Genomic DNA, 22,679 nt, shown 5'->3' with positions numbered 1-22,679 from the left:
TTCGGGCTCCTCATGAATTTTGAGAAGCTATTACATTATTATGGCATATATGTCGATGCCTATCGCATCGCAAAGACAGGAGAAAGACATGACCGAGGATATCAGAAGCAGGATCGGCCTTCGCCCGGTCATCAACGTCTCGGGCACCATGACGTCGCTCGGTGCTTCCATCGTCGTTCCAGAGGCGGTGGAGGCCATGGCGGCGATCCTGCCGCAATTCGTAGAGATCAACGATCTGCAGCGCAAGGCAAGCGCGATCATCGCGAGACTGACGGGCGGCGAGGCTGGTTTCGTCACTGCTTCCTGCTCTTCCGGCATCAGCCTTGCTGTTGCCGGTGCCATCACCGGCAACAACCTCCTGGCCATCGAAAAGCTGCCTGATATCGCACCGGAAAAGAACGAAGTGCTGGTGCAGATGGGGCATGTGGTGAGCTACGGCGCGCCGGTGGATCAGGCGATCCGGCTTGGCGGCGGCAAGGTGGTGCTGGTCGGGCAGGCCACATCGACCCATCGCTTCCACATGGAAAACGCCATCACCGAAAAGACGGCGGCGGCGATCTATGTCATCTCGCACCATGTCGTGAATTATGGCCTGCTGCATCTTTCCGAATTCGTAGAGATCGCCCATGCCAAGGGTGTTCCGGTTATCGTGGATGCGGCGTCCGAATATGATCTGGAGCTGTTTCTGGCCACCGGCGCAGATATTGTCCTCTATTCCGGCCACAAGTTTCTCGGCGGCCCCACCTCCGGCATCGTGGCCGGAAGTAAGGAACTGGTGCGCAACGCCTTCCTGCAAAATATGGGCATTGGCCGCGGCATGAAGGTCGGCAAGGAAAGCATCTATGGCGTTATGGCGGCACTGGAAGCCTGGGAAAAGCGCGACCATGCCGGCATCCGTGAGCGCGAGACCGGATATCTCAATCTCTGGAAGGAAACGCTGGATGGCCGCCCGGGCGTGACCGCGCTCATCGAGCCGGATCCGACCAATAACCCGCTCGACAGGCTGCGCGTGATCATCGATGCCGAAGAAGCGCATATCACTGCCTGGGACCTGACGACGGCGTTGGCCAGGGGCAATCCTCCCATCATCACCCGCGACCACGAGGTAGAGCATCGCTATTTCTATCTCGACCCATGCAATCTGCATCCCGGACAGGAAACCATCGTGGCGTCTCGTCTGGCCGAGGAACTGGACAAGGCGCGTGCCTCCAACGAGGTGATTGCAACACCTTTCGAAGACCGGAGCCGACACCGCTTCGACGGCATGCTGCGCTGGCCGGACTAGGCTTGACCGCTTGCGCCGCCAAAACCTAACGACAAGAAGGGAACGATCATGACCATGCCGCAGGCCGCACCCGTTGGTGCCGAAGATGCCGTGCTTTCCGTCCGCAATCTCACCACGTCCTTTCACGTGGATGGCGGCTGGAAACCCGTGGTTCGTGATATTTCCTTTGATGTCGGGCCGGGTGAAACGGTCGCGATCGTCGGTGAAAGCGGTTCGGGTAAAAGCGTTACCTCCCTCTCCATCATGCGGCTGCTGGATCGTGAAAGCAGCAGGGTGGAGGGTAAAATCCTGCTTGGAGGGCGCAACCTGCTGTCCCTCTCCGAAGATGCCATGCGGCAGGTGAGGGGAAACGAGGTCGCCATGATCTTTCAGGAGCCTATGACCAGCCTCAATCCGCTGTTCACCATCGGCGACCAGATTTCCGAGGCCTTGTTATGCCACCAGCCGATGTCGAAAACCGACGCGAGGGCGGAGACGGTTCGGCTGCTCGAAAAGGTCCGTATTCCTTCAGCCGCATCGCGTTTCGATGAATATCCGCATCGCTTTTCCGGCGGCATGCGCCAGCGCGTGATGATCGCCATGGCGCTTGCATCCCGGCCGAAGCTGCTGATCGCCGATGAGCCGACGACCGCACTCGACGTGACCATTCAGGGCCAGATCCTTGACCTCATCAAGACGCTTCAGGAGGAGGAAGGCACGTCGGTTCTGTTCATCACCCATGATATGGGCGTGGTGGCTGAGATCGCCGATCGTACCGTTGTCATGTATCGCGGCGAGCAGGTGGAAGTTGGCGCGACCGCTGATATCTTTCATCGCGGCAAGCATCCCTATACCCGCGCGCTTTTGTCCGCCGTTCCGGTTCTGGGTTCCATGACGGGTGAGGAAAGACCGCTCAGGTTTCCCATCGTCAACACCACCACAGGCGAAACGCAGCAGCCGGCGCGGCCGGGCGATACCGTTGACGCGAGTGCCCAGCCGGTGCTCAAGGTAGAAGGGCTGACCAAGCGCTTCGATATTCACTCCGGCCTTTTGGGGCGGCTCAGCGGCCGCGTGCATGCGGTGGAGAATGTGTCCTTTGATCTCAGGGCCGGCGAGACATTGTCGTTGGTCGGCGAAAGCGGTTGCGGCAAATCGACCACCGGGCGCGCCATCATGCGGCTGATCGAGCCGGATGCCGGCTCAGTGATGGTTAATGGCGAGAATATTCTCGCCCTCGACAAATCAGGCATGCGCGAGATGCGCAAAACGGTGCAGATGATCTTTCAGGACCCCTATGCCTCGCTCAACCCGCGCATGACGGTGGGTGCGGCGATTGCCGAACCGTTTCTGGAGCACCGCATGGGAAGCGCCCGCGAGGCGAAGAATGTTGTGGCCGATATGCTGGCGAAGGTCGGCCTTTCGCCCGATATGGCGGCGCGCTACCCTCATGAATTTTCCGGCGGCCAGCGTCAGCGTATTTGTATCGCCCGCGCGCTTGCGCTCCAGCCGAAGGTGATTGTCGCCGATGAGAGCGTTTCGGCGCTGGACGTTTCGATAAAGGCGCAGGTCATCAACCTGATGCTGGATCTGCAGCAAAGCCTCGATCTCGCCTTCCTGTTCATCAGCCATGACATGGCGGTGGTGGAGCGCGTCAGCCACCGGGTAGCGGTAATGTATCTCGGCGAGATCGTTGAAATCGGCCCACGTGCGGCGGTGTTTGACAATCCGCAGCATGATTACACCCGTAAGCTGATGGCCGCCGTGCCGGTGCCGGACCCGGACCGCAGAAACACCCGGCGAAATGCCGCGAATGACGAGCTGAAAAGCCCGATCCGCGCGATCGATTACGTGGTGAAACCGCGTGAGTACCGTGAGGTCTCGCCCGGTCACCTTGTCGCCTGCTAAAGCGGGTTAAAGACCCGGTACATCGGATGTCGCGAAAGGCACGCGGTAACCGCGCCGGAAGGTTTCGCGCTGTCCGAGCTGGCGATACCATTGCTGTACCGCCGGAAAATCGTCGAGGTCAATTTTATGGCGCGCGAAACGCGAGACCCAAGGCCAGATGGCGATATCGGCTATGGAAAAATCACCGGCGATGAATTCCCGGCCCGTCAGGCGCTGGTTCAGTGTGCGGTAGAGGCGCTCCGTATCCGAGGCGAAACGCGCCTCGGCAAAGGGTGCCTGTCCGGCATTGTAGGTCAGGAAATAATGGGCATAACCGAGTGTCGGGCCAAAATTGGCGGCCTGCCACATCAGCCATTCGGTGACTGCCAGCCGCGCAGCAGGGGAGGCAGGCAGAAGACGCCCGGCCTTTTCGGCGAGATAGATCAGAATCGCGTTCGATTCCGTTAGAATTGTGCCGTTATCGCGGTCGATGATTGCCGGTATTTTCGAGCCGGGATTGACGCGGGTATAGTCGGCTGAGAATTGTTCGCCTTTTTCAATGTCGATGGCGTGGCTGATATAGGGCAGCCCGAGTTCCTCCAGCGCAATCGAGATTTTCAGGCCGTTCGGGGTGATCCAGGTGTGGAGGTCGATCATGCTAATCGAACATCGCCTCATCTAGTGGCAAAGCTCGCCTGCCTTTCTTGCCGGTCACATCAGAAAGATCAGTATAAAGACCGCGCAATGTCGCAACGAGTTGGATGATGCGCGGATCGGTGACGCGATAAATCACCTGTTTGCCTTCGCGCGAGCCCTCGATCACACCGGCATCGCGCAATTCGGCAAGCTGCTGGGAAAGTGTCGGCTGCTGAATGCCGAGCTCATATTCCAGTGCGGAAACGGAAGCCTCCGTTTCCATGAGATAACAGACGATGGCCAGGCGATTGGCGTTGGCGACAAGCTTTAAAAGCTCGCTCGCCTCCACCACGCTGCGGCAGATGAGATTGGAAACCGGTTTCGTCACGACTACAGGTCCATTTTTCAAACTATAAAAAAGTAAATTGTATTGCGATAAATTTCAATGGTTTGATTTAGCCGAGTTTGACCGCGCCAGGAAATTTTTTAAAATCTACAGGATTTATAGATTTCTCTTTCGCTTTCCCGCAGAGGATCGCCAAAACGTTCCTCGAAAACATTCTATAAAAAAGTAGATTGATTGAGAAATGAGGTGTCGACATGAAAATCGGGGTCCATCCCAACAATCTGCATTTGCGCCTCGCCCGGCTCTGGCCCGGCGCGTTTGATGAATTCGATCCGGAATTCGTGCCCTACCGCGAGGGGCGCGATACCGCAGCGCTTTTGGAAAAAGGCGAAATTCATTTCGGCGGCACGGGCTCGACGCCGCCAATCGAGGCGGATGCGCGGGGGCTTTCCGCAGCTTATATCGCTGCCTCGGCACCACGCCCCGCAAACGGCGCGATCCTCGTGCGGCGCGACAGCCCCATCCGCTCTGCGGCCGACCTTTCGGGAAAACGCATATCGCTGATTGACGGGTCTTTTCATACCTATCTTCTTGCGCGTAGCCTGGAAGGGGCGGGGCTTGGCCTTGCGGATGTAATACGCATCGAGAGCGGTGACAGCGATAGCCTGCGCGATCTTGTGGAAGGCCGCGTCGATGCCTGGGTGACGATGTCGCCACGGCTCGAAAAAGCCCTGACCCATGACGGGATCAGTCTTCTGGTCCGTTGCGGCTCCACCATTCCCAACCGTTCGCTGTTCTGGACGCTCGCGCGTCACACTGTGGCGCTGGAACAACGCGATGCGATTGCCGCCGAACTGGACCGCGTTGGCCGCGCCGTCATGGCGGATATAGACAGAGCCGCGGCCCTTCTTGCCGCCGAGCCGGGCAGCGAAGGCGATGCGCAGTCCTGGGCAAAGGTGCTGCGCTCACGAGATCTTTCGGTGGTGCCCGCCGCCGAAAATATCCTTGCCGAACAGCAGGAGGAGGCCGATACGCTTTACAGGCACGGCCATTTCTCTCTACCGGTTCTGACCGGGCAGAGACCGGCCCCACAATCAGCCAGCGCGGGAGGCGACAGATGAACGTTTTCTGGTACATGTGCGCGCCCGATGGCGCCTATCCCTGGCAACCGGAAGGATCCCGCAAGGTTGATCTCGGTTATTACAAGCAGCTTGCTCTTGCTTATGATCAGCTTGGTTACACAGGCGCCCTGTTTGCCACCGGCGCGCATGATGTGTGGGTTCTGGCTGGCGCGCTGCTTTCCTATACCGAGCGGCTGAAGTTTCTGGTCGCGATTCATCCGGGTCTTGTCGCGCCAACGCTGCTCGCCAAGATGGCGGCGACGCTTCAGGAATTTTCGCGCGGACGCCTGCTGATCAACGTCGTCTCGGGCGATGCCAAGATGCTCGGTGCATATGGCATGACCATGCCGCATGACGAACGCTACGATATGGCGGATGAATATCTGCAGATCTGGCATCGTCTTTTTGCCGGTGAGACGGTCGATTTCAAGGGCCGCCATTTCCAGACCGAAGGCGCAAAGTTGGCACTGCCGGTGGGGCAAGGCATAGAGCCACCACCGCTATGGTTCGGCGGCTCTTCGGACAAGGCGATCGAGGTTGCCGCCAAACATGTCGAGACCTATCTTTCCTGGGGCGAAACGCCCGACCAGATCGGCGCGAAGGTCGATCTCGTCAAGGCGCGGGCGGAACAGCTTGGCCGCGAACTGGAATATGGCATCCGGCTTTATGTCATCGTGCGTGATACCGATGAAGAGGCATGGGCCGCCGCCGCCGATCTTTACGGGCGCATGGACGAGCGTGCCATTGCAGCCAACCAGCGTTTCGTCGGCAAGACCGATTCCGTCGGCCAGCAGCGCATGACGGCGATGCATGGTGGACAGAGGCCTGAGAACCTGCGTGATCTCGAAATTGCCCCCAATCTCTGGGCCGGCATCGGTCTTGTCCGGCCGGGACCGGGCACCGCAATTGTCGGCTCGCCCGATACGGTGATCCGCACGCTGGAGGCCTATAAAAAGGCGGGCGTGAATACCTTTATTCTGTCCGGCATGCCATTGCTGGAAGAGGCCTTCCGTTTCGGGGAAAAGGTTCTTCCGCGTCTTGATGTATCGCGGGAAGTCTCGTCAGCCAAACAATTCACCTGGTCGACTTTGTTTGACCGCGACCTCTCGGCAAAGGCATCGTAAACATGGCCTTCCGGGAGTGGAGAAAAAAGACATGACGGCTGGTCCGGCAACAACGATTGCACAACGGCGCATCGGCCCTCAGCGTGCGGCGGAGCGGGCGCTTGCCGTTCTGGACAAGGCGCTTGGCGCGGTCGCCGCCGCAATCCTTGCGACTCTTCTCGTGGTGGTGCTGGTCAATGTCACCCTGCGTTATCTGTTTCACACCGGCTTCATCGGTGCGGAAGATCTCGGCATCTGGCTGCATGTGGCGATGATCGCGGTCGGCGCGCCGCTCAGTCTCAAAAGCGCGCTTGCCATGCGGCTCGATGTTTTCGTGCGGTTTTTGCCTGAGCGGTTTCATGCCGCCACCGAAGTTCTGGCGGATGCCTTCTCCTTCATCGCAGCACTGATCCTCGCCTTCGGTGGCGTTGAAATCGCGGCGATGCTGGGTGGTACGTCTCCGACGCTCGGTCTGCCGGAATGGGTGCGTTTTGGCTTTCTGGGTGCAGGCGGCGCGTTGATCCTTCTTTACCTGGCGCTTCAGCGTGTCAGTGAGGGCAAGACATTTGCCGTTCTAGTGTCTCTCACCATTGCAATTGCGGCCTATGTCGGCCTGCCGGAAGTCTTCGTAGATACGAGCCTGCCGCCCAGCCTATTTCTGGCGCTGACGGCGGCGGTGGGGCTGGTGCTGGCAGCACCGCTCGCCCATGCCTTTCTCGCCGCAGCCTATGTGGCGATCGCCTTCGGCAGTACCTTGCCGGAGCCGGCCATCGTTTCCTCAACGGTGACAGGCATGTCGAAATTCCTGCTGCTCGCCATCCCCTTCTTCCTGCTGGCCGGATGCCTGCTGACGGAATCGGGCGTTGCCAACCAGCTGGTTCGGTTCGCCGCCTCCATGGTTGGACACCGCCGGGCAGGGCTGGCGCAGACGACGCTGTTGACCAGCGTGCTGTTTTCCGGCGCATCCGGCTCCTCTGTCGCCAACGCCGCCTTCGGCGCTTCAACCTTCCAGCCGGAACTGGTCAAACACGGCTATCCGCCGGCGCAGGCGGGCGCGATCATTGCTGCAACGTCGGTGCTCGACAATGTCATCCCGCCCTCCATTGCCTTTCTCATCCTCGCAACGGCTACAAACCTGTCGGTGGGCTCGTTGCTGGTCGGCGGCTTTTTCGCCGGTGGGCTGATGGCGATCTGCCTTGCGGTGGCTATCCATTGGAGCGTGCGCAGCGTCGATACGCTGCCGCGCGCCACGGGCACGGAGCGCTGGCGCTCGGCTGTCGCCGCCATACCCGCCTTCGGTCTCGGCGTCATCGTGGTGGTCGGCATCCGCATCGGTGTCGTCACCACCACGGAGGCGGCCGCACTTGCCGCACTCTACACGCTGCTTCTCGGCTTCGGGTACCGGCTGGGCGCGGGGCGTATCTTCGCAACTTTCCGGCAATCAGCCGGTGAGGCGGCGGCCATCGGTCTCCTTATCGGCACGGCAGGCCCCTTCGCCTTTCTTCTGGCGGTCGATAATGTCTCCGGCCTCGTCACGGATTTCGTGACATTGCTTGGCGGCAGCAAGATCGCGGTGCTTCTGCTTTCCAACCTCATCCTGCTCTTGGTGGGGCTGGTGCTGGATATCGGTGCGGCCATCCTGCTGTTTGGACCGATCCTGTTGCCCGCGGCCGTTGCGGCCGGCATCGATCCCATCCATTTCGGCGTCATTCTCGTGGTCAACCTGATGATCCATGGCCTCACACCACCGCTCGGCATGCTGATCTTCGTCGTCAGCGGTGTCACCCGCATTCCGGCGACAGCGCTATTCCAGGCCGTCGTTCCCTATCTCCTATCCCTTCTCGTTTCCCTCGCCATTCTGTGCGCCTGGGCCATTGTCTTCTAAATCCGGGGTTTTATTCATGACTATTATCGATCGTCGCAATCTCCTGAAACTCTCCGCTGCGGGTGCGGCAGCACTTGCCACGCCCGCCTTCGTGCGCAACGCAAATGCCAGGACCCGCAACATTACGGTCGCCTCCCTGTTCGCGGACGACAAGCCGGAGACGAAAATCTGGGTGAAGATCAGCGAGCTGGTGGAGGCAAAGCTGCCCGGCCGTTTCCGCTTCAACATCGTCAAGAGCGGTGCGCTGGGCGGCGAAAAGGAAGTGGCGGAAAATATCCGTCTCGGATCGGTTCAGGCGAGCCTTTCCACGGTCTCTTCGCTCTCCGGCTGGGTGCCGGAACTGCAAATCCTCGATCTGCCCTTCCTGTTCCGCGATGCAGACCATGTGCGCAAGGTGGTGACGGGCGAGACCGGCAGCGAGCTGAAGACCAAGCTCGGCGCGCAGCAATTCGTGGCCGTAGACTTCATCAATTACGGTGCGCGCCATCTCCTGACCAAGGAGCCGGTAACCCGGCCAGAGCAGCTCAACGGCAAGAAGATTCGCGTCATCCAGAGCCCGCTGCACACCAAGCTGTGGAGCGCCTTCGGCACCACGCCGGTCGGCATTCCCATCACCGAGACCTATAATGCACTGTCAACCGGCGTAGCCGACGCCATGGATCTGACGAAGTCCGCTTATGCCGGGTTCAAGCTTTACGAGGTTGTACCCTACATGACCGAGACCGGCCATATCTGGGCATCGGGCGTGGTTTATTATGGTGCGGCTTTCTGGAACCAGCTCGATGACGAAGAGAAGAAGGCCCTGACCGAAGCATCAAGCGAAGGCGCGCTCTATTTCAACCAGTTGATCGTCGAGGACGAGGCGAAATCGGTGGAGCTCGCCGTTTCGAAGGGCGGCAAGGTGTTGCAGCCGGAAGCCTTGGATGAGTGGCGCAAGGGTGCGCAGGGCGTCTGGCAGGATTTTGCCGGCACTGTCGGCGGCTTCGAGAAAATACAGGCGATCCAGTCGGCCTGATACCGATGCACTATTGTGAATGGGGAGGGCGCAGGAGCGCCCTCCCCATTTTTTTGATCAGCGGATATCCTGCGGCAGAACGTCCGAAGGAATATTCTGGTAGGAAACAGGGCGCGTGAAGCGTCGGATCGACATGGTGCCGACCGAGGTCGCGCCGAAGTTCGTGGAAGCCGGGTAGGGGCCGCCGTGAACCATGGCTTCGGAGACTTCAACGCCGGTCGGGAAGCCGTTGGCGAGAACGCGGCCGGCCTTGCGCTCGAGGATCGGCAGCAGCTTGCGGCCGAGTTCGGCGTCACCTGCGTCAAGATGCATGGTCGCCGTCAGCTGGCCTTCGAAGCTCTTTGCCACTTCGATCATTTCTTCAGCGCTGTCGACCGTCACGATCAGGCCGAGCGGTCCGAAGACTTCTTCGGCGAGCGCGTGGTTGGCAACCCAGTCCTTGCCCGAAACGCGGAACAGGTAAGGCGTTGCGTTACGCAGGTCGCAGGTGGTGGTCAAAACGTCGCGCACGCCGTTACCGGCTGCGATGCGGTCGCGACCGTCACGATAGGCAGCGGCGATACCGTCGGTCAGCATGACCTGCGGGCCGACTTCGGAAAGGGCCGCCCGTGCGGTTTCCGACACGGCATCCGCCTGCGAGGCAAGCACCACGGCAATGCCGGGATTGGTGCAGAACTGGCCAGCACCCATGGTGAGCGAACCTGCCCAGCCCTTGGCGATGGCTTCACCGCGCGCGGAAACGGCTTCCGGCAGCAGGAACATCGGGTTGACGGAACCGAGTTCGCCGAAGAACGGGATCGGTTCCGGACGCTGGGCGCAGAGATCGAACAGTGCGCGGCCACCGGCGAGCGAGCCGGTGAAGCCGACTGCCTTGATGCGCGGATGCTGGACGAGCGCGGAACCGACATCGCGGCGGCCGCCCTGGATCAGCGAGAAGACGCCGGGATGCAGATTGTGCTTCTCGACGGCGGCGAGAACGGCCTCGGCAATGATTTCACCGGTGCCGGGATGGGCGGAATGGCCCTTGACCACAACCGGGCAGCCGGCTGCGAGAGCGGCGGCGGTATCACCACCGGCGGTCGAGAAGGCGAGCGGGAAGTTGGAAGCACCGAAGACCGCAACGGGGCCGATCGGACGCTGCATCAGACGGATATCCGGGCGCGGCAGCGGCTGGCGGTCCGGAAGCGCTTCGTCGTGGCGGCGGTCGAGATAGTCGCCCTTGCGGATATGCGATGCGAAAAGGCGAAGCTGTCCGGTGGTGCGGCCGCGTTCACCCTGCAGGCGTCCTGCGGGCAGGCCGGTCTCGGACGTGCCGATCTCAGTGATGGCGTCGGCGCGGGCCTCGATCTCATCGGCGATGGTGTCGAGGAATGCGGCGCGCTCTTCGCGGGTCGTGTAGCCGTAGCTCCAGAAAGCCTCTTCGGCTGCTTCTGCGGCCGCATTCACCAGATCGACGGTGCCGACCGAAAAATCGAAAGCTTCGCCATGTGCAGGCTCGCTGCGGAATTTCGCTTCCGTGGCGACCCATTCTCCTGCAACCAGATGTTTGCCGTGCGGCTTGAAACTCATTGTGCTCTTCCCTGAAAATCTGATCCTGTGTGGAAAATCCACCCGATACCGTAAAACCGGACCGAAGGGCGACAGCCTGAAAGGCCATCAGCCGCGATCCTTGTCCGGTTGCTCTCTGCCTTAGCCCGAGTAAGGCTTCAGCGAAAGCCGGTTTGTGCAGTATCTGTCCAAAAAGTGTGATTTATTGGGCGGTGGAAGAAAAAGACGATCTTCCGTTTATGCGCGCAGCGCTCTATTGTGACGCCATGATGACAAATAGACTTCCGAAATACATCGCCTGGTCGGTTCTGCTGCTGATCGTGATCGTTACAGTTTGCCCGATCGGGCTTCGGCCGCATACGCTGACGACCGTCGGCATCGACCGCGCCGCCGCCTTTGCCTTCTGTTCGGCTGCCTTCGTGCTGGCCTATCCGCGTTACTGGCTTGCCATCATTGTCGCGGGTGTCGTGGCGGCTTTCGGCATCGAGGCGCTGCAATTTCTGTCGCCCACACGGCATCCGCATATGACAGATGCAGTTGTGAAAGCCGTTGGCGCCATTGCCGGTGGGCTTGCCGCCTTTTCGTATCTTCAATTCAGGACGCGATTGACCGCAAGCTAAGAGGCTGCCGGCGGCCAATCGTGACGGCTTAATTCGCCTGCTTCGCCAATCCGAAACGGCCATGCGACAGCGTGCGCTCGATGCCGCGAAGCTCTGCCAGCCCCTTCAATCGGCCGATGGCGGGATAACCCGGCTGCGCCCCTCGCGTCAGGTCATCAAGGATTTCCTGGCCATGGTCGGGCCGCATCGGAATGGTGTGGTCTGCACGGCCCTCCGCACGACGGCGGGATTCTTCTGACAGAAGTGCTGCGATAACGGCGACCATATCCGTTCCACCTTCCAGATGCTCGTCTTCGAAGAAGGAGCAGGGCACGGTGTCCGTGTCGCGCGTGACGTTGCGCAGATGCACGAAATGGATGCGGTCTGCAAAACGGCTGGCGATGAAGGGCAGGTCGTTATCCGCCCGCGCGCCGAGCGAGCCGGTGCAGAGCGTAACGCCATTGGCCCGGCTGTCGACTTGCGAGAGCATCTGGGCGTAGTCGGACTCCGTTGAAAGAATACGCGGCAGGCCGAGCAGCGGCCATGGGGGATCGTCGCCGTGGGCGCAGATGTTAATGCCGACCTCTTCCGCGACCGGCGTCACTTCCGACAGAAAATCGATCAGGTTCTGCTGCAGTTTTTCGCGGTTTATGCCGTGATAGGAGCGCAGCTTTTCGAGAAGCTGGCTGAGCGTGTAACCATCCGCCGAACCCGGCAGGCCCGCGCCGATATTACGTCCGAGTGCGGCGATCTTCGTATCCGGCATGTCGGCGAAACGTTTTGCCGCTTCCTCGATCAGCCACTCCGGATAATCGGCCTTTGCGTCGGGGCGTTTGAGAATGTGAATGTCGAAGGCGGCGAAATCGGAAAGGTCAAAACGCATGGCTTTTGCGCCGTGCTTCGTTTCCCAGCGCAGATCGGTGCGGGTCCAGTCCAGCACCGGCATGAAATTGTAGCAGACGGTGCGAATGCCCGTGGCGGAGAGGCGGCGCAGCGTCTCCTGCCAGTTGGCGATATGGTTTTTCCAGTCGCCCGTCTGGGTTTTGATCTCCTCGGAGACCGGCACGCTTTCCACCACGTCCCAATAGAGCCCACCGGCCTTGATCGCCTCATGCCGCTTGGCGATTTCATCCACCGGCCAGACATCGCCGGTGGCGATGTGGTGCAGCGCGCTTACGATGCCTTCCGCCCCTGCCTGAGCCGCATCCTGAACCGTGACCTTGTCCACCGGGCCGAACCAGCGCCATGTATGTCTCATTTTCTGTCCTCAAATATCATTCTGCGGAAAATGTCAGCTGCACCTTGCAGGCGGCGGAGCGGTCTCCAGCCTGCTCGAATGCGGATTTCGCTTCTTCAAGCGGGAAGCTGTGGGAAATGATCGGCCGCACATCGATCCCGCGCGTGGAGATCAGGCGGGCGGCAATGGCGAATTCGTCGTGGAAACGCTGCGAGCCGCGCCAGAGGATTTCCTTGCCCACCAGCGCATTGAGCGGAATGGTTATGTCACCGGTGACGCCCACCTGCACGACAGTACCGCGCGGACGTACACAGGCGAAGGCGGCGCGAAGCGCAGGTGCCGCGGCGGAGCAATCGAAAACGACGTCGAAATACCCCTTATTGTCCTGATAGGGCAAAAGTGCTTCTGCGTTTTTCGCGACATTGATGGTGCGGTCCGCCCCCATGGCGGGCGCGCGCTCCAGCGCCGCATCGGTCAGGTCGGTGGCGAGAATGATGCCGGCACCGGCATGGCGGGCGGCGGCAATCGTCAAGAGGCCGATCGGCCCGGCGCCCGTTACCAGCACCTTGGCGCCGGTCAGATCGCCCGCTTGTGCGACGGCATGCAGGCAGACCGCAAGCGGTTCGGTGCAGGCGGCTTCGGCGGGCGAAGTGGTGTCTGAAAATGTCGCGCATTGTTTTGCGGGAACCACGAGCCGATCGCGGAACATGCCCTGTTCGTGCGGCAGGCGCATGGCGCTGCCCATGAAGCGCATATCGAGGCAATGGATCGGTTGGCCCTTCAGGCAGAAATGGCAATGGCCGCAAGGCTGCGAGGGATTGACGGCGACGAGCTGGCCGAGTGCGAGCCCGTTGACGCCTTCGCCCAGCGCCTCCACCCGCCCCGATGCCTCATGGCCGCAGATGATCGGCTCGCGCACCCGCACAGGCCCGAAGCCGCCGTCCTGATAATAATGTAGATCGGAACCGCAAATGCCGCCCGCCGCCATGGTCAGCAGCACTTCACCGGGGCCGGGCGCCTGCATGTCCTGCGTTTCGACGCGGATATCTTCACGGCCGTATAGACGTGCCACGCGTGTCTGCATCACCGTGCCTCTCATCGTATGTGTATTGGATGAATGAAACCCGCGCGGCTAGCCGCGCGGGCAGTGCGTCGATTAGCGGATCAGGCCCATCTCGGTCGGCAGCCACAAGGTGATTGCCGGGACGAAGGTGATCAGCAGCAGCGCCACGAACAGCGGCACCAGCCATGGCAGAATGGCGACGGTGGTGCGCTCGACGGAGAGTTTCGCCACGCGTGAGAGCACGAACAACACCATGCCGAGCGGCGGATGCAGCAGCCCTATCATCAGGTTGAGGGTGATGATGAGGCCGAAATGCACCGGATCGATATTGAACTGCAGCACCAGCGGCAGCAGGATCGGCACGAGGATGGTGATTGCCGCAATCGTGTCTAGGAAGCAGCCGACGAACAGCATCAGCAGGTTGACCAGCAGGAGGAAAATCCACTTGCTGTCGGTGATCGTCAGGATCGCCGCCGATAGCAACTGTGCTGCCTGGCTGACCGTCAGAAGCCATGCGAAGATTGATGCCGCCGCAACGATGAAGAGAACCGATGCCGTGGTCTCTATCGTGTCGAAGGTCGATTTTGCCAGCGACTTGAACGTCATCGTCCGGTAACGGACAAGCCCGAGGAACAGAGACCACAACACGGCTGCGACAGCCGCCTCCGTCGGCGTGAACCAGCCCATCGTCATGCCGCCGATCAGGATCACTGGCGTCATCAGGGCCATCACGGCAGAGAAGTCGAAATACCAGTCGCAGGCGAGCAAGACCACCAGCACGATCAGGATTGACAGGTTGAGCGACAGGCCAAACAGCGTCAGGAGATAGATGCCGAGCGGCACCATCATGACGATGAGCACTTCAAGCGAAGCGCCGAAGATGGTTCTGAGGTTGAACGGCGTATCGGAACCCCAGCCCTTGACGTAGGCGAAAACTGCAACGGTGATCATCATCAAAAGTGTCATGACGACGCCCGGAACGATGCCGGCCATGAACAGTGCGCCGATCGAGACGTTTGCCATCATGCCATAGATGACGAAGGGCAACGATGGCGGAAAGATCGGCCCGAGCGTTGCGGAAGCGGCGGTGACGCCGACGGCCGCTTCGACCGGATAACCATGATCCTTCATGGCCTTGATTTCGATGGTGCCGATGCCGGCGGCGTCGGCGAGGGCCGTGCCGGACATGCCGGAAAAGATTACCGAGCCGATGATGTTGACCTGTGCCAGACCACCTTTCATCCAGCCGACCAACGCCACGGCAAAGGAATAGATGCGTCCCGTCACCCCCGCCGTGTTCATAAGATTGCCGGCAAGGATGAAGAAGGGAACGGCGAGAAGCGGGAAGCTTTCCACGCCCGCAATCAGACGCTGCGCCGCGATGATATCTGGCGCGACATTATACGAGACGATGTAGAGAAGCGATGCCGTGGCCATTGAAATGGCGACTGGCAGGCCGATCAGCATCAACAGAAGAAACGAGCCGATAAGAATAAGCATATGTTCAATCCCCCGCGCTCTGGAATTCTTCCGGCCGTTCCAGAACGGAATAGCCACGCTGCATGTTGGCGATGAAGACCTGCACCGAACGGAAGAACATGAGGACGAAAGCGGCCAGAACCGTATAGAAAACGATGTTGCGCGGCAGGGCGACGGTGACCATTTCCTCGTCCGCGACGATTTCCAGATACCGCCACATCAGCCACGAGGTGTAGGCGAAGAACACGATGCGCAGCACGTCGACAAGGATCGACATGACGCGGGCAACCTGCGGCGGAACGTAGTGATAAAGCACATCCACCTGAATGTGGCGTGACATGCGCACGCACATGACCGAACCTAGAAACACCACGCCAATCAGGCAGTTGACGGCGATTTCTTCCGTCCAGGCATAGCTGTCGTTAAGCACGTAACGGGTAAAGAATTGAAGGAACACGCAACCTGTCATCAGCCAGAAAAGGCCAAGCGTAACCCAGTCCTCGAAGGCGTAGACCTTCAGGTCGACTTCGGGCGGCGCCTCGTCAAACGTGTGGGCGAGTTCTTCAGGCGTGACCTGAGTATGAATTTCCTGCGACATTGAGATATCCCGTCTGGAGAGAAAGGGCGGTGCGGCAACGGAGGCCGCACCGGATCTTGGCTCACTTGACGGCGCGAATGGCTTCCCAGTCGGCCTTGTCGTAACCGAAGTCCTCGAACTTCACCTTCTCCATGACGTTCTTCTCAAAGTCCGCCTTGTCCACCTCTGCGACGTTCAGGCCACGCTTCTTGAACTCTTCCACGAGGCTTTTTTCGCGTCCTTCGATGGTCTTCGTGGTCCGCACGGCGGCTTCCTGCATGACGTCCGTGAAGATTTTCTTGTCTTCATCGGAAAGCTTCGACCACAGGTTCTTCGAGATCACCGTGTTGAGGTGGTCGACGATGTGGCCGGTCAGCACGATGTTCTTCTGCACTTCGAAGAACTTCTTTGCCTCGATGGTGGTCAGCGGGTTTTCCTGTGCATCGACCGTGCCGTTCTGAAGCGCCAGATAGACTTCTGCGAATGCGATCGGCGTCGTGTTTGCGCCGCAGGCGCGTGGCATGGCGAGATAGGCCGGAACGTCGGGAACACGCATCTTCAGCCCCGCCATGTCGGCGCAGTTGGCAATCGGCTTGTTCGACGTGGTGTGGCGCGTGCCGTAATAGCTGACGGCGGCGATGTGGTTGCCGGTCTTGTCCTCGTAACCCTTGGCAAGACGCTTGAAGATATCACTCTTGGTATAGGCGATCAGATGGCTCGGGTCGCGGAAGATATATGGGAAATAGGTGACGCCGATCGGCTTGAAGTCACGTGCAGCAAAACTGGAGCCGGAGATGATGATATCCACCGTGCCGATCTTCAGGCCCTGGTTGATATCCGCTTCCTTGCCGAGCTGCGAGGCGGGGAATACATCCACCTTGTAGCGGCCGTCGGTGCGCTTGGCGATTTCTTCCGCAGCCCAGACCGAATCCGTGTGGAACGGTTCGGAGGTCTCGTAGACATGCGCCCATTTCAGCGTTGTTTGCGCCTGTGCCGCCAAAGCCGAAAGCAAAATGGCAGCGGTTGCACCCATCAAAGTCGACAATCTGATTTTCATTCTTAACTCCTCCCGAATTAAAGCCAGATTTCTGTTTTTCCCGTCGCCGGTTGCGGCGCGGTCACTCTTCTCCGATCGTTTCCTCCCCGAAACTCTCGGAAAATCTCTTTTGCGACAGCGTCAGATGCTGGCGCATCGCCTCGCGTGCGCCTTCCGGATCGTTCGCCGCGATCGCGTCGCGGATCACCCGGTGTTCCTGAACGGCAAGAATCCATGTGTGAGGACCCTCGAAATAGCTGGCGAGCTTTTCGAAATAGGGCGAAAGGCTGCGCTCGTCATAGATCAGGCCGGTAAAGCGGTTCAGCGCCGAGTTGCCGATGATGTCGGCAATGGCGGTGTGGAAGGCGCGGTCCAGGTTGAGGGCCTGCGGCGAATTGTCGAGCGCCCCGGCCATGCGTTCGATGATGTCGTCCAGCCTGGCGATGCATTCAGACGTGGCAAGCCGCGCGGCCTCCTCGGCAATAGCGCTTTCAATGATGCAGCGCGCCTGCAGGATTTCGAAGGGGCCGTGCGCGTCCGGTGCGGGCGACTTTGCCTTGTTAGCCGTGCGGGACGTGTTCACATAAACGCCCGAACCCATGCGGATATGGATATGGCCTTCCACTTCCAAAACGATCAGTGCTTCCCGCACCGTCGGGCGGGACACGCCAAAACGTTCCGCCAGATCGCGTTCCGCCGGCAGGCGCTGACCGTCCGTCAGTTCCCCGCTCTCGATAAGCAAGCGAATTTGTTCCGCGACCAGCCTGTAGAGGCGGCGCGGCTCCAGAGCCACAAACATGATGTCCTCCCAGCGCGAAAGTCTCCCCCCTTCGCGCAAGCGGTAAGATGGTCTTACCAATTTTATTAGGTAGGATTTATGCGGTGCTGTCAATTGGCCGCTAGAGGAAAACTACACGGCGAAAGACTGGAGACCGGTGCGGCAGGCTCAGCGCAATGGATTGGATTTTACGAAACGTGATTGATCCTCGGGACAGACCCGAGGATGACACCGCATGTTTGGATCGGCTTTTCAGCCCTTGTTACTTGTGAGCTTCAAGCCGCCGTCGTCGCCGATGGTGACGTCCAGCTCACCGTACCCACCGATCGAAAGGTGCGGCGTTTCGATGGGATGCGAATGAGTGGCGTTAATGACCACGACCGTTGCGCCCATGCTTTCCCCCGCCAGAATGCCGGCGGGCGCATCTTCGAAGACGACGCAGTCTTCAGGTGCGACGCCGAGCTTCGCAGCAGCCTTTCTGTAACCCTCCGGGTCAGGCTTGCCGTTCACAACGTCCTCGGCACAGATCATCACTGGAGGCGGGGTGAGGCCTGCCGCAGCCAACCGGAGTTCGGCAAGGGCGCGGGCGGCGGAGGTGACGATAGCCCATTTTCCGGCCGGCAATTTCTCAAGAAATGCGGCTGCCTGCGGAATCTGGAGGATGCCGTCAACATCGTCCATTTCCTTTTGCAAAAGCATATCCGCCTGTTCCTGGATATCGAGGCCGGGAACTGCCTCGCGACGCACAACCTCAGATGCGCGCATGCCATGGATGCGCTGCAGGAAAGCCTCCGGCTCTATGCCGTTGTCTACGGCCCATTCGCGCCAGACCCGCTCTACCACCGCGATGGAATTCAGCAGCGTCCCATCCATGTCGAACAGGAAGGCGCCATATTCGCGCGAGGAGATCTGGGCGGTCGCCGGGACTTTGCTGTGCATCGCATTCTTCCGTTGGATGTGTCGGGTTGGCCTCGTGTCTATAGCATCGGCAGGCATAACGGAATCGTTTTTCCGCTCATCAAGCAAATGGCGACCCATCCGCCAGTGGCGAACATCGTGCCGGAATCGGACAGTTTGCACGGACTGCGACTCGGGGCATGGTCAGGCAGGGGAGGCGGCGTCCGCATAGGGTCATGCGGGCGTCAGGTTGCAGCAAGGATCAACTGCTATTGTGAGTTTTCGAAAGCAGTCAAAGTTCGCAAAATCAAAAGCTAAACGGAGCTTATGAATGTTGTGCATGAGATTTTTCGCAGCGGAATTCTCTTAACGAAACCGTCGTTTAAGGGGTGTTGTTAACCATTTGTTAACCATATTCGAGGTACCTAATTGTCAACGATTTGTTTACCAAGATGACCAAAGTGCTAACAGACCAGCGTTCGATCCGTATCAAAGGCCGCTCCTTCCTCGCGGTCGTTCTGTCCCCTGAAGCTCCGCTCGATCAATGGCTGGAACGGCTGGATGATCTTGCTGCACGTTCGGCCGGGTTCTTCCTTTCGCGTCCGGTGGTTCTGGATGCGTCTGAACTGTCGCTGGACAAGGCAGGGCTGAAGGCTCTGCTGGCAGCGCTGACGGAACGTAATGTCGGCATCATGGGGATCGAAGGTGTTCGCCCCTCGATGATCGAGCCGGGCATGCCGCCGTCGCTGAAGGGCGGAAAGCCCGCTTCAGATGTCGAGGTCGAGCCCGTCGCCATCGCTGCCGAATTGCCGGAAGAAAAGCCGCGCGCTTCGGGCGAGGTTCGGGCCGTGGTCCAGTCGCTGGTCATCAACGAGCCGGTGCGCTCCGGCCAGTCGATCATGTTCCCCGAAGGCGATGTGACCGTCATCGGTTCGGTCGCCTCGGGTGCGGAAATCATCGCGGGCGGGTCGGTGCATATTTACGGGGCGTTGCGCGGTCGCGCCATGGCCGGTTCGCTTGGCAATGTTTCGGCGCGCATCTTCTGCCGCAAGCTGGAAGCGGAGCTACTGGCAATCGACGGCGTCTACAAGGTTGCCGAGGACATTGATGACAAGCTGCGCGGCCAGCCCGTTCAGCTGTGGCTGGAAAACGATACGATAAAGGCCGAAAAACTTGGCTGACGACATAGAGAAAACAACACAGGAACAGGAGAGCCGTATGGGGAAGGTAGTCGTTGTTACTTCCGGCAAGGGCGGGGTTGGCAAGACCACCTCGACCGCAGCGCTTGGCGCCGCATTGGCGCAGAACAAGCAGAAGGTCGTGGTTGTCGATTTTGACGTCGGACTGCGTAACCTCGATCTCGTCATGGGTGCTGAACGCCGGGTGGTTTACGATCTCGTCAACGTCATCCAGGGCGATGCCAAGCTGACGCAGGCGCTGATCCGCGACAAGCGCCTTGAGACGCTGTTCCTGCTGCCCGCCTCGCAGACACGCGACAAGGACAATCTGACGCCCGAAGGCGTGGAATGGGTCATCGCCGAGTTGAAGAAACATTTCGACTGGGTCATCTGCGACAGCCCGGCCGGTATCGAACGCGGCGCGACGTTGGCCATGCGCCATGCGGACGTGGCCGTCGTGGTCACCAATCCGGAAGTCTCCTCGGTGCGTGACAGTGACCGCATCATCGGCCTGCTCGATTCCAAGACGCTGAAGGCCGAACGCGGCGAGCGCATGGAAAAGCACCTGCTTCTGACGCGCTACGATTCGGCCCGTGCCGAGCGTGGCGACATGCTGAAGGTCGACGACGTTCTGGAAATCCTCTCCATTCCGCTGCTCGGTATCATTCCCGAAAGCACGGATGTGCTGCGTGCTTCCAACGTCGGTGCACCGGTTACGCTCGCGGATGCCCGTTGTGCACCTGCCATGGCTTACTTCGACGCTGCCCGCCGCCTGTCAGGCGAGGACATTCCGGTGGTCATTCCGGGCGAAAAGCGGGGTATCTTCTCCAAGATCTTTGCTAGGAGGGCTGCATGAGCATTTTCGGCCTGTTCCGTAAACAAAAGTCGGCACCGCTTGCGCGCGAGCGACTGCAGGTGCTGCTTGCCCACGAAAGGGCGTCGTCGGGAACCGATCTCGTCGCCGTCCTCCGGGAAGAAATTCTCGCCGTCATCGCCAAGCATGTGCAGATCGATAACGATCGGGTGCATGTGAAGATGGATCGTGACGAGCACGTCTCCATACTGGAGATCGATGTCGAGATACCGTTGAGCGCCGACCTGCGCGCCGCGTGATGTTTTCTCCGAATACCGCCGCCCCTTGCAGGGCGGCGTTTTTCTTTACTCTGCCGTCGTATCGACCGGCATTCTAAATGCCTCGGCCAGATCGTCGGGAAGCGGGCGCTTGAGGTTTATGCCGTTCGGCGGGATCGGCGCGTTGAACCACTTGTCGTAGATCGCGTTGATTTCGCCGCTTGCATAAATTTTCCCAAGGGCTTCGTTGACGGCGTTCTTGAAGGCGGTGTCGCCCCGTCGGAGCATCAGGCCATAGGGCTGCGGTGGGGCGAGATATTCGTTCGAGATGGAATAGTCTTCGGGCTTGCCCGTTTCAGCGACGAAGGACCTCAGAAGAATATCGTCCATGACGAAGGCCGAGGCTCGATCTTCCGTCACCATGTCGAAACTGCCTTCCGTACTGTCATTTTGCAGGACGGCGATGTTCAGTCCCAGTTTGCGGTTAAGCACATTCAGCTGACTGATATTGATCGTTCCCGTCGTCACCACCACGGTTCGCCCGGCAAGATCGCTGACGCTTGTCATGTTGCTTGATTTCAGGGCGACATAACGCGTGCCGGTGATGAAGTGGCTGTAGGAAAACCACACGGCCTTGCGTCTTTCCTCCGTATTCGTGCTCGCCACGCATTCCATGTCGATTGTGCCGTCATTGAGAAGCGTGATGCGGTTGCTGGGGGTGCGCTTGACGAAATCGATTTTCAATTCCGGCAGGCCCAACTTCTTCTTGATGGAATCCGCCACCTTCAGGCACAGTTCGATGCTGTAACCGATCGGCTCCGGACCAATTCCCATGTAGGAAAAGGGAAGATTTCTGTCGGCAAAGCCGAGCCGGATGGTGCCGGTTCTGGCAATGGTTTCGAGTGTAGGCGGTTGGGTCTCGTCGGCGGCTGCAATGGTGGGTAAAAGACTAAAAACCCCAAGCATGAGCCACAATGTCGATCTCTGCATCGCGCATCTCCAGCCAAAATTATCTGTCAAAACATTTTCATAAAATAGAGGTGGGGTTTTTACTCCCTCAGTCCCGGTATTCGCTCGGATGGTCATAGGCTTGTTTCAAGGAGGCGGTCATCGGCAGGTTCAGGTTCATGCCATTGGGCGGAATGGGTTTGGTGAACCATTTTTCGTAAAGGCCGTGAATGGTGGGACCGGTGAAGATCTGCCGCAGACTTTCGTTGACCGCCGCCTTGAAGGCCGGGTCGTTGCGCCGAAACACCAGGCCATACGGTTCGGGTGCGCTCAGCGTTTCGTCCGAGAGCGCGTAGAGGTCGGGATTCTCCGATGTTGCCGCCAGCGCCGCCAGCAATATGCCATCCATGACGAAAGCAGAGGCCTTGCCGGCAACGACGAGTTCGAAGGCTTCCTCATTGGTTTTCGTGGGCATCACCGAGATATTTAGGTTCTTTTCGCGGTTCACCGCATTCAGCTGCTCGATGTTGACCGTGCCGGAGGCGGATGTGACGGAGCGTCCGGCCAGATCGGCAAGGCTCTTCAGATTGTCCTGTTTACGGGAGAGAAATTGCGTCGCGGTCATGAAATTCGGATAGGAGAAATCCACCATTTTCCGGCGTTCGCTGTTGTTGGTCGTCGCCGCGCATTCAATATCGATCTTGCCGCTACGGACGAGAATGAACCGGGTTGCGGGCGTGGCCTTTACATATTCAATGTCGAGTTTGTCCAGCTTCAGCTGCGTGCGGATGTCCTCGCTGATCGCGCGGCAAAGATCAGTCGAGAAGCCGGTCACTTCTCCATCCGGCAGCTGATAGGAAAACGGCGGTTCGGCCTCACGATAACCGATGCGGATTTTCGCGGTCTTGGCAATCTGCCGAAGCGTATCGCCTTCGCCGGCGGCCTGCACCGGAGTTATGGGGATAAAGCATGTGAGGAAAAGGCAAAATACTGAAATACGCATTTTATGTCCTT

Annotated in this window: 22 protein-coding genes; 10 read left to right on the top strand and 12 right to left on the bottom strand. The window is 59.5% G+C overall.

What is annotated here, in order from left to right; all coding sequences use genetic code 11:
• Positions 1-88: 88 nt before the first annotated feature.
• Together F617_RS0105215 and F617_RS0105210 are read left to right on the top strand one after the other, a co-directional pair.
• Positions 89-1,285: an aminotransferase class V-fold PLP-dependent enzyme gene (locus F617_RS0105215; protein ID WP_026330676.1), complete on the top strand. Its 1,197-nt coding sequence runs from the start codon at positions 89-91 to the stop codon at positions 1,283-1,285.
• A gap of 48 nt (positions 1,286-1,333) precedes the next feature.
• A complete protein-coding gene (locus tag F617_RS0105210) occupies positions 1,334-3,169 on the top strand; it encodes an ABC transporter ATP-binding protein (protein ID WP_019564629.1) in 1,836 nt (611 codons plus the stop codon).
• A gap of 6 nt (positions 3,170-3,175) precedes the next feature.
• On the opposite strand, the gene F617_RS0105205 is transcribed toward F617_RS0105210, so the two are convergent.
• Positions 3,176-3,805 (bottom strand): glutathione S-transferase family protein, encoded by a 630-nt coding sequence (locus tag F617_RS0105205; protein ID WP_019564628.1) that lies wholly within the window; start codon positions 3,803-3,805, stop codon positions 3,176-3,178.
• Position 3,806: 1 nt separating this feature from the next.
• The gene (locus F617_RS0105200) at positions 3,807-4,172 is read right to left on the bottom strand and encodes a helix-turn-helix transcriptional regulator (protein ID WP_003510774.1); all 366 of its coding nucleotides are present in this window, start codon (positions 4,170-4,172) and stop codon (positions 3,807-3,809) included.
• A gap of 212 nt (positions 4,173-4,384) precedes the next feature.
• On the opposite strand from F617_RS0105200, the gene F617_RS0105195 reads away from it, so the two are divergent.
• From F617_RS0105195 to F617_RS0105180, 4 genes are read left to right on the top strand one after another with little or no spacing between them, the layout of a single operon-like run.
• Positions 4,385-5,251, top strand: a complete 867-nt coding sequence (locus tag F617_RS0105195) for an ABC transporter substrate-binding protein (RefSeq protein WP_013761527.1) — start codon at positions 4,385-4,387, stop codon at positions 5,249-5,251.
• Positions 5,248-6,375, top strand: a complete 1,128-nt coding sequence (locus tag F617_RS0105190; RefSeq protein ID WP_019564627.1) for an LLM class flavin-dependent oxidoreductase — start codon at positions 5,248-5,250, stop codon at positions 6,373-6,375. Before F617_RS0105195 ends, F617_RS0105190 begins: the two co-directional genes overlap by 4 nt.
• Before the next feature lie 31 nt (positions 6,376-6,406).
• Positions 6,407-8,239: a TRAP transporter large permease subunit gene (locus F617_RS0105185; RefSeq protein ID WP_019564626.1), complete on the top strand. Its 1,833-nt coding sequence runs from the start codon at positions 6,407-6,409 to the stop codon at positions 8,237-8,239.
• 16 nt (positions 8,240-8,255) lie between these two features.
• On the top strand, positions 8,256-9,254 hold the full coding sequence (locus tag F617_RS0105180) for a TRAP transporter substrate-binding protein (protein ID WP_019564625.1): 999 nt from the start codon (positions 8,256-8,258) through the stop codon (positions 9,252-9,254).
• Between the two features lie 57 nt (positions 9,255-9,311).
• Here F617_RS0105180 and F617_RS0105175 read toward each other — a convergent pair whose 3' ends face one another.
• Entirely contained in the window at positions 9,312-10,823 is a 1,512-nt protein-coding gene (locus F617_RS0105175; protein WP_019564624.1) for an aldehyde dehydrogenase (NADP(+)), read from the bottom strand.
• Positions 10,824-11,068: 245 nt separating this feature from the next.
• Here F617_RS0105175 and F617_RS0105170 point away from each other — a divergent pair, with 245 nt between their 5' ends.
• Entirely contained in the window at positions 11,069-11,422 is a 354-nt protein-coding gene (locus F617_RS0105170) for an antibiotic resistance protein VanZ (RefSeq protein WP_034501960.1), read from the top strand.
• Positions 11,423-11,450: 28 nt separating this feature from the next.
• Here F617_RS0105170 and uxuA read toward each other — a convergent pair whose 3' ends face one another.
• From uxuA to F617_RS0105135, 7 genes are all read right to left on the bottom strand, one after another.
• Positions 11,451-12,659 carry a mannonate dehydratase gene (gene uxuA / locus F617_RS0105165; protein WP_019564622.1) on the bottom strand — a complete coding sequence of 403 codons (1,209 nt, stop codon included), beginning with the start codon at positions 12,657-12,659 and terminating at the stop codon, positions 11,451-11,453.
• A gap of 16 nt (positions 12,660-12,675) precedes the next feature.
• Positions 12,676-13,722, bottom strand: coding sequence for an L-idonate 5-dehydrogenase (locus tag F617_RS0105160; protein WP_019564621.1), 1,047 nt, complete (start codon positions 13,720-13,722; stop codon positions 12,676-12,678).
• A gap of 72 nt (positions 13,723-13,794) precedes the next feature.
• Positions 13,795-15,201 carry a TRAP transporter large permease gene (locus F617_RS0105155; RefSeq protein WP_019564620.1) on the bottom strand — a complete coding sequence of 469 codons (1,407 nt, stop codon included), beginning with the start codon at positions 15,199-15,201 and terminating at the stop codon, positions 13,795-13,797.
• A gap of 4 nt (positions 15,202-15,205) precedes the next feature.
• Complete coding sequence (locus F617_RS0105150) at positions 15,206-15,778, bottom strand: TRAP transporter small permease (RefSeq protein ID WP_013761519.1); 573 nt, start codon at positions 15,776-15,778, stop codon at positions 15,206-15,208.
• Between the two features lie 61 nt (positions 15,779-15,839).
• On the bottom strand, positions 15,840-16,814 hold the full coding sequence (locus F617_RS0105145) for a sialic acid TRAP transporter substrate-binding protein SiaP (RefSeq protein WP_013761518.1): 975 nt from the start codon (positions 16,812-16,814) through the stop codon (positions 15,840-15,842).
• Positions 16,815-16,875: 61 nt separating this feature from the next.
• Positions 16,876-17,592: a FadR/GntR family transcriptional regulator gene (locus F617_RS0105140; protein WP_019564618.1), complete on the bottom strand. Its 717-nt coding sequence runs from the start codon at positions 17,590-17,592 to the stop codon at positions 16,876-16,878.
• A gap of 231 nt (positions 17,593-17,823) precedes the next feature.
• On the bottom strand, positions 17,824-18,510 hold the full coding sequence (locus F617_RS0105135) for an HAD family hydrolase (protein ID WP_019564617.1): 687 nt from the start codon (positions 18,508-18,510) through the stop codon (positions 17,824-17,826).
• A gap of 410 nt (positions 18,511-18,920) precedes the next feature.
• Between F617_RS0105135 and minC the strand changes: the two genes are divergently transcribed.
• Genes minC through minE form a run of 3 tightly spaced genes read left to right on the top strand, consistent with a single transcriptional unit; the run spans position 18,921 to position 20,759 of the window.
• The gene (minC, locus tag F617_RS0105130; RefSeq protein WP_003510754.1) at positions 18,921-19,649 is read left to right on the top strand and encodes a septum site-determining protein MinC; all 729 of its coding nucleotides are present in this window, start codon (positions 18,921-18,923) and stop codon (positions 19,647-19,649) included.
• Between the two features lie 37 nt (positions 19,650-19,686).
• Positions 19,687-20,502, top strand: coding sequence for a septum site-determining protein MinD (gene minD / locus F617_RS0105125; RefSeq protein ID WP_003510752.1), 816 nt, complete (start codon positions 19,687-19,689; stop codon positions 20,500-20,502).
• Entirely contained in the window at positions 20,499-20,759 is a 261-nt protein-coding gene (minE, locus tag F617_RS0105120; protein WP_003510750.1) for a cell division topological specificity factor MinE, read from the top strand. The genes minD and minE overlap by 4 nt, the downstream gene beginning before the upstream one ends.
• A 45-nt stretch (positions 20,760-20,804) precedes the next feature.
• Here minE and F617_RS0105115 read toward each other — a convergent pair whose 3' ends face one another.
• Positions 20,805-21,707 (bottom strand): amino acid ABC transporter substrate-binding protein, encoded by a 903-nt coding sequence (locus F617_RS0105115; protein ID WP_003510747.1) that lies wholly within the window; start codon positions 21,705-21,707, stop codon positions 20,805-20,807.
• A 67-nt stretch (positions 21,708-21,774) separates the two neighbouring features.
• Entirely contained in the window at positions 21,775-22,668 is an 894-nt protein-coding gene (locus F617_RS0105110; protein ID WP_019564616.1) for an amino acid ABC transporter substrate-binding protein, read from the bottom strand.
• Positions 22,669-22,679: the final 11 nt, after the last annotated feature.

The sequence above is a fragment of the Agrobacterium sp. 10MFCol1.1 genome, assembly GCF_000381165.1.
Lineage (GTDB): Bacteria > Pseudomonadota > Alphaproteobacteria > Rhizobiales > Rhizobiaceae > Agrobacterium > Agrobacterium tumefaciens.
Note: the sequence above shows the minus strand (reverse complement) of the source record. Positions and strands in the feature narration are given on the sequence as shown.

Excerpts from the sequence above, each read along its gene's own strand:
- F617_RS0105215 (WP_026330676.1), top strand. The coding sequence starts at position 89 with ATGACCGAGGATATCAGAAGCAGGATCGGCCTTCGCCCGGTCATCAAC.
- F617_RS0105210 (WP_019564629.1), top strand. The coding sequence starts at position 1,334 with ATGACCATGCCGCAGGCCGCACCCGTTGGTGCCGAAGATGCCGTGCTT.
- F617_RS0105205 (WP_019564628.1), bottom strand. The coding sequence starts at position 3,805 with ATGATCGACCTCCACACCTGGATCACCCCGAACGGCCTGAAAATCTCG.
- F617_RS0105195 (WP_013761527.1), top strand. The coding sequence starts at position 4,385 with ATGAAAATCGGGGTCCATCCCAACAATCTGCATTTGCGCCTCGCCCGG.
- F617_RS0105190 (WP_019564627.1), top strand. The coding sequence starts at position 5,248 with ATGAACGTTTTCTGGTACATGTGCGCGCCCGATGGCGCCTATCCCTGG.
- F617_RS0105185 (WP_019564626.1), top strand. The coding sequence starts at position 6,407 with ATGACGGCTGGTCCGGCAACAACGATTGCACAACGGCGCATCGGCCCT.
- F617_RS0105180 (WP_019564625.1), top strand. The coding sequence starts at position 8,256 with ATGACTATTATCGATCGTCGCAATCTCCTGAAACTCTCCGCTGCGGGT.
- F617_RS0105175 (WP_019564624.1), bottom strand. The coding sequence starts at position 10,823 with ATGAGTTTCAAGCCGCACGGCAAACATCTGGTTGCAGGAGAATGGGTC.
- F617_RS0105170 (WP_034501960.1), top strand. The coding sequence starts at position 11,069 with ATGATGACAAATAGACTTCCGAAATACATCGCCTGGTCGGTTCTGCTG.
- uxuA (WP_019564622.1), bottom strand. The coding sequence starts at position 12,659 with ATGAGACATACATGGCGCTGGTTCGGCCCGGTGGACAAGGTCACGGTT.
- F617_RS0105160 (WP_019564621.1), bottom strand. The coding sequence starts at position 13,722 with ATGCAGACACGCGTGGCACGTCTATACGGCCGTGAAGATATCCGCGTC.
- F617_RS0105155 (WP_019564620.1), bottom strand. The coding sequence starts at position 15,201 with ATGCTTATTCTTATCGGCTCGTTTCTTCTGTTGATGCTGATCGGCCTG.
- F617_RS0105150 (WP_013761519.1), bottom strand. The coding sequence starts at position 15,778 with ATGTCGCAGGAAATTCATACTCAGGTCACGCCTGAAGAACTCGCCCAC.
- F617_RS0105145 (WP_013761518.1), bottom strand. The coding sequence starts at position 16,814 with ATGAAAATCAGATTGTCGACTTTGATGGGTGCAACCGCTGCCATTTTG.
- F617_RS0105140 (WP_019564618.1), bottom strand. The coding sequence starts at position 17,592 with ATGTTTGTGGCTCTGGAGCCGCGCCGCCTCTACAGGCTGGTCGCGGAA.
- F617_RS0105135 (WP_019564617.1), bottom strand. The coding sequence starts at position 18,510 with ATGCACAGCAAAGTCCCGGCGACCGCCCAGATCTCCTCGCGCGAATAT.
- minC (WP_003510754.1), top strand. The coding sequence starts at position 18,921 with ATGACCAAAGTGCTAACAGACCAGCGTTCGATCCGTATCAAAGGCCGC.
- minD (WP_003510752.1), top strand. The coding sequence starts at position 19,687 with ATGGGGAAGGTAGTCGTTGTTACTTCCGGCAAGGGCGGGGTTGGCAAG.
- minE (WP_003510750.1), top strand. The coding sequence starts at position 20,499 with ATGAGCATTTTCGGCCTGTTCCGTAAACAAAAGTCGGCACCGCTTGCG.
- F617_RS0105115 (WP_003510747.1), bottom strand. The coding sequence starts at position 21,707 with ATGCAGAGATCGACATTGTGGCTCATGCTTGGGGTTTTTAGTCTTTTA.
- F617_RS0105110 (WP_019564616.1), bottom strand. The coding sequence starts at position 22,668 with ATGCGTATTTCAGTATTTTGCCTTTTCCTCACATGCTTTATCCCCATA.